Annotated in this window: 17 protein-coding genes and 1 pseudogene; 6 read left to right on the forward strand and 12 right to left on the reverse strand. The window is 66.2% G+C overall.

Going from position 1 to position 15,336, the window contains the following annotated elements:
• Positions 1-56: 56 nt before the first annotated feature.
• From OH768_RS07435 to OH768_RS07450, 4 genes are all read right to left on the reverse strand, one after another.
• Positions 57-1,004, reverse strand: a complete 948-nt coding sequence (locus OH768_RS07435) for a helix-turn-helix domain-containing protein (RefSeq protein WP_406451276.1) — start codon at positions 1,002-1,004, stop codon at positions 57-59.
• A gap of 180 nt (positions 1,005-1,184) precedes the next feature.
• Positions 1,185-1,958 (reverse strand): SDR family NAD(P)-dependent oxidoreductase, encoded by a 774-nt coding sequence (locus tag OH768_RS07440; RefSeq protein WP_406451278.1) that lies wholly within the window; start codon positions 1,956-1,958, stop codon positions 1,185-1,187.
• Positions 1,959-2,586: 628 nt separating this feature from the next.
• Positions 2,587-3,177 carry a flavodoxin family protein gene (locus OH768_RS07445; protein ID WP_406451280.1) on the reverse strand — a complete coding sequence of 197 codons (591 nt, stop codon included), beginning with the start codon at positions 3,175-3,177 and terminating at the stop codon, positions 2,587-2,589.
• Between the two features lie 391 nt (positions 3,178-3,568).
• Positions 3,569-4,288 carry a pentapeptide repeat-containing protein gene (locus tag OH768_RS07450; protein ID WP_406451282.1) on the reverse strand — a complete coding sequence of 240 codons (720 nt, stop codon included), beginning with the start codon at positions 4,286-4,288 and terminating at the stop codon, positions 3,569-3,571.
• Between the two features lie 488 nt (positions 4,289-4,776).
• On the opposite strand from OH768_RS07450, the gene OH768_RS07455 reads away from it, so the two are divergent.
• Both OH768_RS07455 and OH768_RS07460 read left to right on the forward strand, forming a co-directional pair.
• On the forward strand, positions 4,777-5,178 hold the full coding sequence (locus OH768_RS07455; protein ID WP_406451284.1) for a heme-binding protein: 402 nt from the start codon (positions 4,777-4,779) through the stop codon (positions 5,176-5,178).
• Positions 5,179-5,214: 36 nt separating this feature from the next.
• Positions 5,215-6,018, forward strand: coding sequence for an SDR family oxidoreductase (locus OH768_RS07460; protein ID WP_406451286.1), 804 nt, complete (start codon positions 5,215-5,217; stop codon positions 6,016-6,018).
• 221 nt (positions 6,019-6,239) lie between these two features.
• Here the strand turns inward: OH768_RS07460 and OH768_RS07465 are convergent, their stop codons facing one another.
• The 4 genes from OH768_RS07465 to OH768_RS07480 all read right to left on the reverse strand — a co-directional run bounded on the left by OH768_RS07465 (position 6,240) and on the right by OH768_RS07480 (position 9,360).
• Entirely contained in the window at positions 6,240-6,491 is a 252-nt protein-coding gene (locus OH768_RS07465) for an IS3 family transposase (RefSeq protein ID WP_406451288.1), read from the reverse strand.
• 64 nt (positions 6,492-6,555) lie between these two features.
• The gene (locus OH768_RS07470; protein WP_406465181.1) at positions 6,556-7,755 is read right to left on the reverse strand and encodes an IS30 family transposase; all 1,200 of its coding nucleotides are present in this window, start codon (positions 7,753-7,755) and stop codon (positions 6,556-6,558) included.
• A gap of 572 nt (positions 7,756-8,327) precedes the next feature.
• On the reverse strand, positions 8,328-8,612 hold the full coding sequence (locus OH768_RS07475; protein ID WP_406465183.1) for an IS3 family transposase: 285 nt from the start codon (positions 8,610-8,612) through the stop codon (positions 8,328-8,330).
• Between the two features lie 313 nt (positions 8,613-8,925).
• Positions 8,926-9,360 carry a MarR family winged helix-turn-helix transcriptional regulator gene (locus tag OH768_RS07480; RefSeq protein WP_406451290.1) on the reverse strand — a complete coding sequence of 145 codons (435 nt, stop codon included), beginning with the start codon at positions 9,358-9,360 and terminating at the stop codon, positions 8,926-8,928.
• A 146-nt stretch (positions 9,361-9,506) separates the two neighbouring features.
• Here OH768_RS07480 and OH768_RS07485 point away from each other — a divergent pair, with 146 nt between their 5' ends.
• The 4 genes from OH768_RS07485 to OH768_RS07500 all read left to right on the forward strand — a co-directional run bounded on the left by OH768_RS07485 (position 9,507) and on the right by OH768_RS07500 (position 11,237).
• Positions 9,507-9,992 carry a DUF2269 family protein gene (locus OH768_RS07485; protein WP_406451292.1) on the forward strand — a complete coding sequence of 162 codons (486 nt, stop codon included), beginning with the start codon at positions 9,507-9,509 and terminating at the stop codon, positions 9,990-9,992.
• A gap of 92 nt (positions 9,993-10,084) precedes the next feature.
• Positions 10,085-10,354, forward strand: coding sequence for a hypothetical protein (locus OH768_RS07490; RefSeq protein ID WP_406451294.1), 270 nt, complete (start codon positions 10,085-10,087; stop codon positions 10,352-10,354).
• 15 nt (positions 10,355-10,369) lie between these two features.
• The gene (locus tag OH768_RS07495) at positions 10,370-10,558 is read left to right on the forward strand and encodes a hypothetical protein (RefSeq protein WP_406451296.1); all 189 of its coding nucleotides are present in this window, start codon (positions 10,370-10,372) and stop codon (positions 10,556-10,558) included.
• 487 nt (positions 10,559-11,045) lie between these two features.
• Positions 11,046-11,237, forward strand: a complete 192-nt coding sequence (locus tag OH768_RS07500; RefSeq protein WP_406451298.1) for a hypothetical protein — start codon at positions 11,046-11,048, stop codon at positions 11,235-11,237.
• A 431-nt stretch (positions 11,238-11,668) separates the two neighbouring features.
• Here OH768_RS07500 and OH768_RS07505 read toward each other — a convergent pair whose 3' ends face one another.
• The 4 genes and pseudogenes from OH768_RS07505 to OH768_RS07520 form a co-directional block, all read right to left on the reverse strand.
• Positions 11,669-12,250, reverse strand: a complete 582-nt coding sequence (locus OH768_RS07505; protein ID WP_406451300.1) for an HD domain-containing protein — start codon at positions 12,248-12,250, stop codon at positions 11,669-11,671.
• A 273-nt stretch (positions 12,251-12,523) separates the two neighbouring features.
• A pseudogene (locus OH768_RS07510) lies at positions 12,524-12,646 on the reverse strand (SnoaL-like polyketide cyclase); the annotation flags it as partial.
• On the reverse strand, positions 12,615-13,064 hold the full coding sequence (locus OH768_RS07515; RefSeq protein WP_406451302.1) for a hypothetical protein: 450 nt from the start codon (positions 13,062-13,064) through the stop codon (positions 12,615-12,617). The gene OH768_RS07515 and the pseudogene OH768_RS07510, both read right to left, overlap by 32 nt.
• 494 nt (positions 13,065-13,558) lie before the next feature.
• Positions 13,559-15,118: a GMC family oxidoreductase gene (locus tag OH768_RS07520; protein WP_406451304.1), complete on the reverse strand. Its 1,560-nt coding sequence runs from the start codon at positions 15,116-15,118 to the stop codon at positions 13,559-13,561.
• Positions 15,119-15,336 lie beyond the last annotated feature (218 nt).

Raw genomic sequence — 15,336 nt, forward strand, 5'->3', positions numbered from 1 at the left:
GAGTCTGCGGCGTTTTCGGCGGTCAGCTGTGCTCACCGACGACGGGCTGGATCGCGCTACTCGGACTCGTGGCCGTGTGCCGCACGAAGGGCAACCGGTGTCAGGCCAAAGGCCCGCACAAAGGCGCGGGTGAATGTGGTGCGATCACCGAAGCCGCAGCGGGTCGCGACGGTGGAGACCGTGAGCGCCGAGTAGCGGGGATCGGTCAGCAGGCGATGCGCGGCACGCAGTCGCTCTGCGCGGATGAACGCGGCCGGAGAGGAACCCTCAGCGGCGAACAACTCGCTCATGTAGCGCATGGATACGCCATGGAACCGGGCCATCTCCGCCAGCGTCAGGCGAGGGTCGGACAGGTGATCGCGTACATACGTCTGCATCGATACGAGCAAGGCGGCTCGTCCTGGGAAGCCGCGCGGACCGATGTCGTCGCCGACAGCCGCACGCAGCACGGTGGCCAGAAGGTCGACGGTCGTGACCCCCAGCTCAGCCCGAGGAGTACTGGTGAGGCTCTCGCAGGTCTCGGCGAGTTCGCGCACACAGGCAGCCAGGACCCTGACGCCGGGGCCGTCGGGGGGCAGCGCGCGCCCGCACACCTCTGCCACGTGGTCTACCCGGTCGTACAAATGGTGTCGGGGAATTTGCAGCACCAGCTGACGATGGCTGGTTGGAAAAAGCAGCTGGTAGGGCCGCGCGGAGTCGTACAGCACCCCACCCCCGCGCGCCAGCACCGCCTCATGGCCGTCCTGCACGACGGCGCCGTCACCGTCGAGATGAAGGGAGAACAGAAAGTCGTCTCGTGGCTCGGTGCGCACCAGCCTGGAGGTTCGGGTAACGACGGAGTGGCCCTGCACACTGACCGCGGAGAGCGTGAGAGCGGGGCCCAGAGCACTGGAGTGCACCGAACCGGTGAAGGAGCCGGACAGCGTGACCAGCGACAGCGGAACGAAACTCGCCGAGACCACCTGGGCCCATTCATCCACGTCGTGGGCAACGTGCATTCCCATGAAGCCAGTGTGCGCCGTGGGAGTTTCGCACGTAAAGCAATCCGTTGGCTGAGAAGTAAACCGTCCCGGGTCGCATGGGGGGGCTCCGGCGGCCTCGGGGCGGTTCAGATCTCGACGCCGACGGGGCGTTGGACAGGGACCGAGCGCACACCGAATGGGGAGGCAAGAAGGAGCTGGACGCTACAGATGCTTCCCTCCGTCCACTTGGAAGGTAGTCCCGGTGGCGATGCGGAAGTGGGTGACGGCCCCGATGATGGCGACCGCAACGTCGTCTGGCGCGACAACGACCTGGAGTGGTGTGGTGGCAGCCTGGGCGAGCATGGCGTCCCTGCCCCGGCCCGGGACGAAGCCGGTGTCCACTGCGGCCGGCGCCACGCCGATTACCCTGATCTCAGGGCCCAAGGCCCGCCCAAGAGACATGGTCAGGTTGTCCAGCGCAGCCTTCGCGGCACAGTAGGCGATGTTGCTCCCCGACGCAGTGCTGCCCGAGATCGAGGACACGTTGATCACGATTGCGTCGCCCGTGCTCCGCATCAAGGGCGCAAGTGCTCTCACCACAGCGAACGGACCGCGGACATTGACCCGCATCAGCGAGTCGAACAACTCGTCATCCAAGCCATCGAGGTCCGGGTGTGCCACCTTGCGCGTCCTGCCGGCGGAGTTGACCAGCACGTCGCACCGGCCGTAGTGGTTCTCGACGAATTGGGCCGCCTCACGCAACTGCGCTGAGTCCTCGATCGACAGCGCCAGGTATCGATGCCCGGTACCCGGCAGTTGGGCTACCACTTCGGCCGCCCGATCCGCTCCATGGTGGAACCCCACCACCACCGATGCCCCCTGTTCGGCCAGGCGATTCGCGGTCGCCGCGCCGATCCCACTGCTTCCGCCTGTCACCACCGCAACCTTCCCCTCCAGTCGCAGGGCATCAAGTCCACCGGTCCGCACTACGTTCATTCGATCGCTCCCCTCAATCGGACCACGCGGCGATCTCAAGCCCGTCACTTGACGGGCCGTTCTTGCGTGAGGTCAGTTGGTCGCTTGCGATGGCTCGCTGTCCGTTCCCGCATCGGAGAGAGCTCAGCAGGTCCCATTGCGAGTGCCCGCTGCCTCGCCTTCCAACGAGCGCCTTGAAGAAGGTCTGACAGCACAGGTGTTGGGGTTGTCGTCCTCTGTGCTGACGATGGAGCCAGGTCGCGTCTCTTTTGGCTACTCAGTTGATGAGACGTCTCTGGTAGGCCAATGAACACTGATCTGATGTGGGGCCTGAGTGAGCCGCTCATTCCGACCGATTCGGTCCCCGGTCGACCCAGGCGTTGCCCGTTGGACGGTGGTCATTGGGTCGAGCGCCTGCTGAGAGAGTGCATCGCGTTCAAAATCCGTCTGATCCGCGGCCTCTGCAGGGTTGAGGCGCTGTCAGTGACGCGGGTGGCGGGTCGGTTTCGATCGGTATGACGGCAGAACACCGCGCCCACGGTTCGGCCGGCTTGGGTCGTGCCGGGTCTGGCCGTGCGGAGGCTCCCATGAGCAGGATCTTCGCGAGGTGCGCGGTGTTCTTGTCCGTGCAGAAGCCCGGTCCTGCGGATCAGGCGGCGCGTGCGGTGCGACCGGCCACCCACGTGGCGGCCGCGTCCGCGACCCGGCGGCCCAGCGCCTCGGCGGTGGCGATATCGCTGACGGTCACGCCCTCGGGGCCCTGGTCCGCATTGGATTGCGCGGCTGCGCCCAGGAAGAATCCCAGCCTGTTGAGGTCGTTCTCGCTGCCCTTGGAGGAGTTCCAGCCTCCGTGCAGGCCCAGCGAGATCCAGTGCATGCCATGCTGCGCCGCCAGCGTCGCGTAGTACTGCAGCGTCGACTGCTTGTCGCCCGCCTTGGAAGCCGAGTTGGTGAATCCGGCAGCCAGTTTGTCCTTCCATGCCTGCCGCGACCAGCGCTCTGATGAGGCCTCCGCGAAGCCGTGGAAGGCAGTACTGGCAGTTCCCATGTAGGTGGGCGAACCGAAGACGACTGCATCCGAGACGTCCAGCTGTTCCCATTGAGCAGGGGTGATCTCGTCAACGGCGATCAGATTTACGACCGCGCCGGCTTCCTTGGCGCCCCGCTCGATCGCCTCGGCGAGAACTGCGGTGTGGCCGTAGCCGGAATGGTAAGCAACGGACACGATGGGCACGTTCACAAGTACTCCTCTGTTGAAAACGAACGCTTCGCCATTCAACGTAAGTGCGTACTTGCAGGTGAATCAGGTGCGGTGCGGACGCATGCTGGTGAAAATCCGACACAGTTGCGGCGTTCCGGCAACCGGCAGCTTCAGGTCTCTGCGAGCCCGGTGGCGCCGACTCGGGCGACCGGGCACAGGGTCCGGCCCGTGGCGTACCGGGTCAGGCCCCGTCTACGAGCTGATCGTGGTGAGCGCGACTCCCTCAGGCGAGATTGCAGCCACGTGAGGTCGAACCAGTCCACCAGCTGGTCACGAGGAGCCTGGCAGACACGGACGTGAACATCACATCGCAGCGGTTAGGCAGACCCGACCAGCGGACCGCCCGGGACGGGTTGGTGACGTACTCGCCTCACCGCCCTGCCGAAGTAGCCCTTGCCGAAGAAGCGCGCCCTGTCGAACCAGACGGCGCCGGAGAAGCGCGCCCTACCGAACTCGGCGTGGCCGGAGAACTCGCGCCGTCCAAATCTCGGGTATCGGCGTGCCACGGATTCGTGCCGAACACCGCGTCGCTGGAGAACTGTGCCTCACCGAACTCGGCCCTGCCGGAGAAGCGAGCCCCACTGAAGTTGGCGCGGCCGGAGAACTGCGCTCCGCTGAACAGGGCATCGCCGAGGTGGGGGTTCCCGGTCGTGGAGTCACGGACGACGTCGAGCAACGCGGTGAGGAGTTGTCGGGTGAAGGAGGTACCGCGATGGTCGATGTCTGCCCCAGGAGTCAGGCCGGCCAGGTAGGCGGTGCGGTCGGGATCCGCAAGGTGGGCGAGACAAGCGGAATGGCTGGTTACGTGGATGCCGTAGCAGCCGACGGGGTCGGTGGCAGGGTCCGCGCCCTGCGCGCAATGCGGCCAGGGAGACGCATATGGCACGGGCGCCGGCGGGGTGCTCATGAGGTGGCGGCTCCATAGGCGGTCCAGGCATTCGCGCTGCGGCGGATGAGATGGGTTTTCCACGCAAAAGCGGAAGAAACCGAACCACTTACCGCATCGGGCGAGATCGGGGCGCCTCGCGGTGACGAGGAGTTGCTCAGACTTTGCTGGCACAGTCGTGCGGCCATCAATCTTCGGCGACATTGGTCAGCCCTCGATGGCACAGGAAAGCCGGCACTTGACGGTCAACCGAGTAGGCGGCAAATGATCTACTCCACGGAACACTTGGCGCGGCCGACCCGGTGAGTGCACGTGCAGTTCGTCTTCTCCCTGCCTCTGCCGGAGAGAAGAGAAGTAGGGACTCCTCGGCTGCGCATGTCAGGGACATATGAATGGCAGAACCCCTCGGCAAGGTACATCGTCCCAGGCCAGAAAGGCGCTTTTGCGTTTCCACCTCGCCGACCGTCACGTCCGGGCAAAGCGGCGAAGTCGAGCAGCCCAAGTCACGAACGCCCGTCGAGGCAACATCACATGAATAAGTGAAGCAGTCCACTCATCAGCGCGGCACAGACACCCAATCCTTCACCCATTCATGTTATGGAGCGGCACAGGGCGGACGTGATCAGCTGGAGCTCGCCGTTCGAAGGATTCTTCGGACGGCTTTCGTCGCCGACGCGCGTGAAGGAATCTCGATGAGCATTTCCCTGGACGATGCCCAGTCAATCGTCGAACGAGCCCGCGCCCATGCTGACGGTATCGGGGTACCGATGGCCATCGCCGTCGTTGACGGCGGCGGCCATCTGCTGGCCTTCGCCCGGATGGACGGCGTGATCCTTGGCTCGATCGAGATTGCCCTGACCAAGGCGAAGACCTCAATCCTGTTCGGTGGGCCGAGCGAAACCCTGTGGGAGTACTGCAAGCCCGGCGGACCCGCTCCCACAGTCGAGTTCACCAACGGCGGCCTGATCCCCTTCGCCGGTGGCGTGGCCCTCCGTGACGAGGCAGGGACCCTGATCGGCGCGGTCGGAGTCTCGGGTGGCTTCCCCGCCCAGGATGGCGAAGTCGCTCGTGCCGGCGCCAAAGACTCCGTCTGAACTCCAACTACCCGACTACTCATCACAGAGGACGTCATGAAGAAGATCCTGATTACGGGTGCAGGCAGCGGCCTCGGCCGCGGAACTGCCATCGGACTGGCGCAGGCCGGCCACCAGGTCATCGCCACCACCCAGATCTGGCCGCAGGTCAGCGAGCTGCGTCGACAGGCAGCAGAGCTTGGTCTGCAGGATCGCATCACGGTCGACAAGCTCGATGTGCTCGATGCCCGCGACATTGCAACCGCTGTCGCCTGGGACTTCGACACCTTCGTCAGCAATGCGGCCATCGGCGACAGCGGGCCGATGGCCGAAATCCCGGTCGATCTGGTCCGCCGCACCTTCGAGACGAACGTCTTCGCCAACCTCGACCTCACCCAGCACGTCATCCGCAAGTTCGTCGACGCCGGCACGGCGGGCCGCATCGTCATCGTGAGCTCCATGGGCGGCCTGCTCACCGCCTACGGACTGGGCGCGTACTGCGCGAGCAAGCACGCCCTGGAAGCCATCGCCGCAACACTGCGGGCCGAACTCGCGCCCACTGGCATCACCGTCCAGACCATCAATCCCGGCGCCTACGACACGGGCTTCAACGACCGCATGGGCGAGTCGACCTACCACTGGCAGGACGACGCGGTCAACTTCACCCCCGAAAAGGACATCAAGGCCACATTCACGGAGATCATGAAGGGTCAGCATGACCCGCAGGACATGATCGACAAGATGGTCGAGGTCATCGGCGCCGAGGACGGCAAGTACCGCAACGTGTGGCCGCCGGCCACCGAAGAACTCATCAAGCAGATCCAGGACAACGCCTGGACAATCCCAGTGAACCCGGTCTGACCCGACCGATGCTCACAAGGCCCGTTGGAGATCCCCGGTGCGGCGAGGCGGTCTGGGCTACCTGACGTTCGGTCAGTGGGCTTCCTCGCGGGAACAGTGCCCACGCCACCCGGACCGTTTCCGCTGGGCGCGGTCACCCCGGCACCGTGTTCCCTGCCACGGCACGGCGTCGGGCCCCGAGACATAGATCTCGGGGCCCGACGCACCTCCCACCGCCGAATTCACCAGCAGCGTCCGGAACTGAGAAGCAAGGTTCCCCCGTTGTTGTGCGAGGGGTGCTGATCAGCTGGGCTGAGCCATCCGAGCCGTTCCTGGATACGGCGGGAGTTGCAGAAGCCGTCGATGTACTCGAAGAGCGCGAGGTTGGCTTCTGCCCGGGTGGCGAAGGTGCGTCCGCGGAGGCCCTCGGTCTTGACCAGCATCCACAGATTCCCCGCGAGGGCGTTGTCGTAACGGTCCCCGACAGAGCCCATGGACGCTTCAACTCCCGTCCGCAGCGGCCGAGTTGTGAGCTTGACGTACGTGTTCTGGGCGAGTTCAACCAGTCGTTGCAACACCGGGCTGTTGCAGCGAGCGTAGCTGCTCTTCGAAGACCTCGGCGGGTGTCCGCCAGCCGAGGGTCTTGCGGGGCCGGTTGTTGATCGCCATGGCGACGGCTTCGAGGTCCGTGGACGACCACCGGGACAGATCGGTGCCCTTCGGGAAGTACTGACGCAGCAGCCCGTTCGTGTTCTCGTTCGTCGGTCGTTGCCAGGGCGAGTGGGGATCGGCGAAGAACACCTTCGTCCCGGTATCGATGGCGAACTGGGCGTGGCCGGAGAGTTCCTTTCCGCGGTCCCAGGTGAGGGTTTTGCGTAGCTGCTCGGGCAGCTGCGTCATCGACGTCGTGAGCGCCGCGTTCATCGCGATCGCGCCATAGCCCCCGAGTGAGGTGCCGTTCTTCACGGGCGGATTCTCGCCCCAGCCCTCGAGCCGGGGCAGGTGCACCAGGAGCGTGGAGCGGCTGCTGCGCTCGACCAGCGTGCCGATCGCGGAGCGACCCGTCCCGATGATCAAATCGCCTTCCCAGTGTCCGGGGACCGCGCGGTCTGCGGCCTCGGCGGGGCGTTCGCTGAGGATGACGTCCGCGGTGACATGCCCCTGCGGTTTGTTCTGTGACCGTGCACGGGGAGTCCGCAGCGCCCGGCCGGTGCGCAGGCACGTGACCAGTTCCCGCTTGAGCGCGCCACGGCCCTCGATGAACAGCGCCTGGTAGATCGCTTCGTGGCTGATGCGCATGGACTCATCATCGGGGAAGTCGGCATGGAGACGGTGCGAGATCTGCTCCGGGCTCCATGCCGTCGCCCATCGTCTGTCCTGCCGGTGCGGCTTGTTCAGCCCTTTCCATGCGGGCGTCCTGGGTCCGGGGACGATCGTGTTGTCGGGGCGGCGGACGCTGCCGGCGAGCCGGTCCTGCACGTACTCACGCAACCTGTCGTTGCCTGTGAGCTTCGCGGTCTTCGGGCGCTTGGCGGCCTGCTGTGCTTTCCACTGGGCGACCGTCGCGCGGTACTCCTGCTTGCCGCTGCGCGTGGCGGCGTTGCGGCGCAGTTCGCGAGAGATCGTTCCGGGGTCACGCCCCAGGGCGCGGGCGATCTCGCGCACGCCCTTGTTCATCGCACTGAGGATCGCGATCTCCTCGCGCTCCTCGAACGCGAGGTACCGGCCCGTGGGCTCGGCCAACGAGATCGGAGGCATGCCGCCAGCGTGACGAAACCACCTCGCACCCACCGGCCACGACACGCCGACCGCCAACGACGCCTCCACCGTCGTGACCCCTGTGGCGATCAGCCGCCAGAACTGGCGCTGCACGACTCGAGACGGATCAGGCCGCCCCGGCGAACGCATCGCCGGCCGCAACGCACGATCAGCGCGCCACTGCCGACGCCGACCCTCCGGAACATCGGTGGTCTTCAAACTCCAGTCCGCCGTGGCCACGTCGCACACCTCCGAGATCAAAGTGTTGCGACGACCAGTTGAATCCACCCTGACAGCCGTGGTCAGTGTGATGGTTGAGCTTGCCGGGCTCGACCTCCGGGACGCGGGCGCGCACTTCAGCATGGTCAGCACCATCTCGGCGCCCGCGCGGGCCGATGTCTCCCAGGCCGCGCCCCGGCGACAGAAAGTCGAGAGCCACAGCGGTTCCGCGCCGGTGGGATCATCGTCAGGTCGATCACCCACAGCTGGTTCGACGCCGGTGCCATGAAGTCCTTGTTGACCAGGTCCGGGGCAAGCGTGGCTTCGGGACCGCGGCGTGTGGAGCCCTTCCGTCAGAGGCTGGCGCCCACGATGTCGGCCTCGCGCATCAGACGTTCAACTTGCCTGCGGCCGCGTGGACGCCCTCGCGTTTGAGGACGGCGCGCGTGCACGCACGGCGAACCGTAGTTGCCGCCGGACTCCGCGTGGATCTCCTTGATCCGCTCGGTCGGTTCGACGTCGTGGCGGCGCCGTTCGCACGGCTCCTTCTTCGCGCGGCGCCACCGGTAGTGGGTGGGGGAAGCGATGTGCAGCTCCCGCAGGACGCACTCGGCTCCCCGGCGGGGATGCTCGTCGATGAGCGCCGTCGCTTGAGCTGGGCGTTCTCCTTGCGCGGAGCCACGAGCTCGGCGCGTTCGTCGATGGTGAGCCGGCCGTCACGCTCGCCGGCGTCCGCCTCGGCCTTGCAGATCCGGTTGCGCAGGGCCTCGATGTGCACCCCGAGGTCGACGGCCAGCTTCTTGACCTACGGCTTCGGGTCCGTGGTGCGGTACATCCGCACCGCACTCTCACGCAACTCGAACGAGTACTTCCTGGGAACAGCCATGGTCGATGTTCCTCTCATGAGAACCATCTGCCCCCGTCACCCCCTCCACATCTCGGGAAAGAACCTCACTTGGCAAGGAGGCGAGATAGCAGCGCGCCGAGGCTGGCCTGCTCCTCGGTCGTCAGTCCGTCGAGCAGGGGGGTTTCGACCGAGCCCACGGCATCGTCCATCTCGCTGAGCAACCGGCGACCTGCGTCGGTGACGCGCAGTTCCGCGGTACGACCACGTCCTGCTGGAGTCACGCGACGGACGGCGCCAATTTGTTCGAGTTGGCGAACGGTGGCCTGCATGCTCTGTGCAGTGACGCCAGCTCTGCGCCCCAATGTGCTGTAGGACAGCCCGGGCTCACGCGAGAGATGGCCCAGGGCGCTCAGATGTCGCAGCGACAGCCCCTTGGCATCAAGGGCGCGCTCGACCTCCTCCCGCACGAGCCGCCCCAAGGCGAGCAGCAGCAGCGCGGGGCGCCCTGGCGGCGGTCGCTCGGCCGGGTTTCTCGTCACCTGTCCCACCCTCCAGAGCCGGATGCGGGCAGCCGGCGGTTCTGAGCTCTCGAAAGAGGAATGCTATCGTCGCCCAAGTTTAAGTCAGGCTGAAACTGCTGCCTGACGCTCGGCCTCAGCGTGCGCGCGAAAAGGGAGACACCGACATGGCCAAATTCCTGCTCACCATCCACGTACTAGCGGCGATCCTGCTCATCGGACCGGTCACCGTTGCAGCAAGCCTGTTCCCGCGCTATGCGCGCCAGGCCCTGGCTGACGGCCCCGAGCAGCAGTCGGCCAGGAGCTCGGTCCAGCTGCTGCATCGGGTCTGCCGGGTGTACGCCGTGGCCGGCGTCTCCGTCCCGGCCTTCGGTATCGGTACCGCCCAGGTGATGGGCGTGATGGGCAGTGCCTGGCTCATAGCCTCCACGGCTCTGACGGTGGTGGCCGCCGTCCTACTCGGCATCGCGGTGCTCGGCACGCAGGACGCCGTGGTCACCCAGCTCGAGGGGCCCGAACAGGCAACGACCGACACCGAGCCCCTGATCGCTCGGCTGCCCCGTCTGTCGATGATCACCGGCCTATTTGCCCTCACCTGGCTGATCGTGGTGGTCCTGATGATCGTCCGCCCCGGCTCGACGACAGGCGCATAACGGCTCACCCGGTGGAGCCAATCCCCTCGCCCTGCCTGTGACTGCCGTTCTTGACCGTTGACCAAGGCCGCCGGCCTGAACCACCACGACCTGTGAACGCTGCGGGGTGCCGGACTGCCGCCGACCGCTACCCGGTGATCCTCGACGGAGAAGCCAGCGGCATCGACGAAGAAGGCAACGAGGTCATCGTCGGCACCACCGCCTCGCTGGGCCACGAGCCGGTCCGTGGCCCCGCCCACACGCTCCTCAGCGAAGGAGCCCCCGGCACCTTCGCCGAACACGTCGCCGTTCCCCGCCGTGTCCTCGCCCCGAAACCGGCGAGTTCACCCACGCCGAAGCCACCTGTGTCACCGGCACCCTGACTCATCGCCTTCTGGATGCTGTTCACCAAGTCCGGTCTCACGCCGGGAGACACCGTCCTGATCGAGGGAGCCGGCGGCGGAGTGTCCACCGCGCTGACCGGGCTCGCCCGTGCGGCCGGTTTCCGCGTCTGGGTCACCAGCCTCAGCGCCGAGAAACGCGCCGCGGCCGAACGGCTAGTACTCCAGCAGGATGTCGCTGTCTGACCTGCGGATTTCGCTCGGTGGCTGGAGCATCGCGGGCTGTTGAACGGTCAGGGGCGGTCTCACGGAGGCCGCCCCTCGAACGTGCGACAACGCCGCAGGTAATGACAGCGTGCGGGAAAAGTCCTCACATGATCTTCGAGAGTGCTGCCGAGCAGTGAGACCTTGAACTGGACGACCTCTTCGTGACCATCGGTCATCGCTTCGGCCGTGTGGAACTTCGCCACTGTATGCGTGACTACGCAAGCGGACTGCTCGCTCCAGTGGTCCGAAAGAACAGCTGGCAGCCGGCCGGGTAGACAGGCCACGCCACCTCCGAGGTCTGCAGCACCGGCTCGCCGACGCGAAGTGGGAGGAACCGGACGACACCGCGACGACCTGCTGCAGGCGGAGACAGCGCGAAGGGACCGCGCGTCTATCACTGGGCGGCGGTGCGGCTGCCAGCCGTCGCCGAGTTCGACAATCAGGGCGAGGTCGCCCACCGGATGCGGTGAGCGCCGGCCGTCGCAGCATCCGCAAGCCCGACGAGATCGCCTACTACCTCGCCTACGCCCCCTTGGAGGCCAGCGCCCGAGAGCTGGTGCGGATCGCCGGGACACGTTGGGCAATCGAGGAGTGCTTCCAGGCCACGAAGAACGAGTGCGGCCTGGACCAGTACGAAATCCGTCGCTACGTGGGCTGATACCGGCACATCACCCTCGCCACGTTCGCGCACGCCTTCCTGGCAACCACAACACACCCCAGGGAAGAGGGGACGGAACTGGTAAGGCAGCCGAGGCCATCACGCTCACCGTGGCGGAGGCCCGGCGACTCCTGGCAGCCTGTCGTCCCCGGCCCCCGCACCTGCGTGCGCCGAGGCCGACGCCACGCGATGAACTGGTCGAACTGGCGCCGACATCAGGCAGTCACCTGTCGCTGTCATTACCTGCGGCGTTGTCGCACGTTCGAGGGGCAGCCTCCGTGAGACCGCCCCTGACCGCTCAACAGCCCGCGATACTCCAGCCACCCATCGAAATCCGCAGGTCAGACAGCAACATCCTGCTGGAGTGCTGGGCGTCGATCAGCAGGCCGACGGCTTTTTTGTGTGTACCACTGGCCTCCCTCTGGCTCTCGTCAGCCGCCGGCTTGCCTGAGCAGTTCAGCCGCGATGGAGAAAGGTGGCGCCGCCTTCGGAGACTTCCGGGCGTGCTTGATGATGGCCACCTGGACCGAGCGGTCACTGGGCGACCGCGGGTAGGCGAGACGCACGGGCTCCTGCAGCTCGGGGGAAAGCTCGGTGAAGCGACCACCGTCGCTGAAGACACCCTTGTGCGTCAGATAGGTCAGCAGGCCCATGCGATCGGCGAGGCCGATCGAGCTGTGCAGGGCGATGGCTTCCCAGACCCGGCTGATGTCGCCGTCCGGGACCCCGTGCTCAGCCAGCAGCTTTGCGGCGAGATCCGCGCCTTCGACCTCGAAACGGGCCTTGCCCTCGGCAAGCGTCCCCAGCCCGAGGTCGTGCATGACCGTGGCCGCGAACAACAGCCCCTCGTCGTATGCCGCATCGGTCAGCAGGCCTTCTTGCTGAGCAGTCAGCCGTGCGAAGTAGAAACTGCGCAGGCTGTGTTCGGCAATCGGCCTGTCCACCGTCTCGCGCAGGATCGCGAGGGCCGCGTCGGCGATGTCGCCAGTTGGTACAACCAAGGGATCGTTCATGGTCTGAAGCTAAACCGTCGTCACGGTCCATGAAAAGTGGCCCGCGGGCCGCACTCCGCTGCGATCGGGCCATGATCATGCGTCCAGATCCCACCGAACAGTCCCGGGATCTGGCCCCAGAGCGGAAATGAAGGGCTCGGCGCGGTCCAGTGGACGGCCCCAGTCGAATACTCGGATCGGCAGACAGTCCGTGGGGGCCTCGCCAGCCTTCGACGAACCGTGCTCCGGGCCGGCCAACGCCCGACGGTCGGCATCGACCCGGACCGCGGTCGAGAACATCGTGTTGTCGTTCGCCGATGTCTCCAGCACGTCCTGGAGCGAGTCCCAGTGCTCGACGATCTTTCCGTTCTGCACGCCGAAGAGGTCAACGACCGCCTGACCGCAGTGAGCTGGTGAGGGGTGCGCCGGTGGTGCGGTTGTTCCAGATCGCGCAGGTCATCACCAGGATCCGCTGGGTCACACAGACTGCGACGCCTTGGATGGTGCAGTCGCCGTGCTGTTCGAGGTCGAGTTGGCCCTTGAGGGTGTCGTTGACCGACTCGCTCCGCTGCCGCACGGTCTTGAGAAGGGCTTCTACGGGCTGTGGGGTACTGCAGTTGCGGTAGGAGAGTCGCAGCAGCTGGATGTTGCGGGCGCCGAGGAAGCGGCCGAGTTCGGCTGCGATGTAGCCCTTGCCGGCCAGGTTCAGCAGGCCCCGCCGGACAGCTGCAAGGTGCGGTTCATCGTCGATCAGGGAGGCCGGTACGTGCCGTTCGTCGATCTTGAGGTCGGCCAGGGCCCACGTGACGGGCAACCCGGCCGGAGTGCACACCATGTGCAGTTCCAGGCCCCAGTAGAAACGGGAGTAGGAGTAGCCGTAGTTGGCCCAGCCAGCCGGGTCGGAGCGCTTGCCGGTCCCACGTGAGCGGGCGCACCCGATCAGAGCGGAGTCCGCGATCCACAGCGGGTCCAGCCACAGGTCACAGTCGCCGGCCAGGGACCGGATGCCCCGCTTTGCCAGGTCGAGCGCGGCCCGCAGGCGCTTGTTGCAGGTGGGCCGTCGAGGCGGATACGGGAACAGTCTGTGCGGGTGAGCGAAGCGCAGTCAGCCTCGTAGTGGAAACCCGGCGCAGCCTGGGCCACGGCCGGCGTGACCAGTTCCGCATCGGTCGGTCGCGGCGGCCGACCACGCCACCGCGGGGCCTTCAAACGGTCATCGACGTGTACGTACAGTGCGGTCAAGTGGGTGTCCAACTCGGCCGTCACAACCCGATGTTGGACACCCTCCCCGCGTCCGGGAGCCTCGGCAATCGGAACTGCTCGCCCAGCTCACTGCTCGCCGATCCGGGCAGCCGCGAACTCCCCGATCATCGTCGAGGGAGCGTTGGTGTTACCCGAGGTGATCGAAGGCATAACCGAAGAATCCGCCACCCTCAGCCCTGCGATGCCTCGGACACGAAGGTTGGAATCAACGACTGCATCCTCTCCGACGCCCATCGCGCAGGTTCCGACCGGGTGCACATAGGGCATCGTGGCACGCCGCACGAACACTTCGATTTCGCGACGGGTCATCGGGTGAGTCGGCACAGCCCAACTCCCTGCCACCACAGAGAACTCCTTGGTGGCTGCAAGATCTTGGGCCAGGTCCACGCCTGCGACCAGTGCGTCGAGGTCTGCGGTTTCGGCGAGCATGTTGGCGCGAATCCGCACCGGTCCCTCGGCGCTCGCAACCTCGACCGAGCCGCGGCTGGCGGGGCGCATCAGGCACGGCAGAAGCGTCACCGCGTCGGGCGGAACGTCGTACTGGTCTCCGATCTCCCGGGAGAAATAGGGAATCTGCACGGCGAGGATCATCACATCCGCAGTCGGGCGGTCGCTGCGGCTGCGCCACAGAACGCCGGCTCCCTCGAGATTGCTGTTCGGCGGTGGCAATGTTCTTCCAGGAGCCAGACACAGCCCGGCGACGATCGGATGATCTTGCAGGTTCTTGCCGACTCCCGGCAGGTCGGCAACGATTCCGATCCCCGCATGTTCGAGTTGCCGAACAGGCCCGATGCCGGACCGCAACAGCAGGGCTGGTGACCCGATCGCTCCGGCCGAGACAAGGACCTCGCGCGCTGCGCGGGGTGACCACGAGCGGCCTGCGATGACGACGTCGACACCGACACACCGCTCGCTCACCATGACGAGCTTGCGCACCCGAGCCGCGGTGACGACCGTAAGCCGCTCGTCGTCGGCCTTGTCCTGCAGATATCCGGTCCACGACGAAACCCTGCGACCGTCACGCACGTTCAAGGTCAGTGGGCCCGCCCCGGACGGCGACGGCACGTTCAGATCGTCGAGATACGGCAGATCCAGCGCGCAGGCGGCGTCAATGAGTCCCGCTGCGACCGGGTGCAGGTCTCGGGCGCGCTCCACCCGGATCGGTCCGCCGGTTCCGTGCAGGGGGCTTGGGCCATCCTCCCAGTCCTCGCTTCGCCGAAACAGCGGCAGCACGGATTCGTAGTCCCATCCCGTGTTCCCCTCGGCCGCCCATTCGTCGTAGACCGCGCGGTCGCCGCGCATCCAGATGAGCCCGTTGATGCTGCTTGAGCCGCCCAGCGCCCTGCCCTGCGGCAGTGGCAAGGTCCGTCCGTCCAGGTGGGGTTCGGCGTCGTACTGGTATTGCCAGTCCTTCCGGGAGCCGAGGTTCTCGACCCACCGCGTGGGTGTGGTCACGACGTCGTCGCCGTCTACGGCATCACCGGCTTCCAGCAGCAGTACTCGCACGTCGTCGTGCTCGAGCAGGCGTGCCGCGACGGCGCTCCCGGCCGAGCCGGCGCCAATCACGATGTAGTCGAAGGTCTCCGGCAGGTCGCCGGGGGTGATCTGGTTTCCGTCCACAAGCATGTGGCGAAGATGCCACGAGAGCCTCTCACCAGGCCTCGTTGATCGTGGTGAAGACAGTGGCAGCCGCGAGTCACCACGCCAAGATCATCAAGTTTGACGATACGAGGTGCACCGGCCGCCCTTTGCACCATCGGAAGCGAGCCGTCCACACACAAGTACGTCGCTGCGATTGGCCGTGAGGTACCGCCAAGAGCTTTGGCGGGGACGGTACAAGCAAA

Source organism: Streptomyces sp. NBC_01622 (genome assembly GCF_045209635.1).
In the GTDB taxonomy this organism is placed as follows: domain Bacteria; phylum Actinomycetota; class Actinomycetes; order Streptomycetales; family Streptomycetaceae; genus Streptomyces.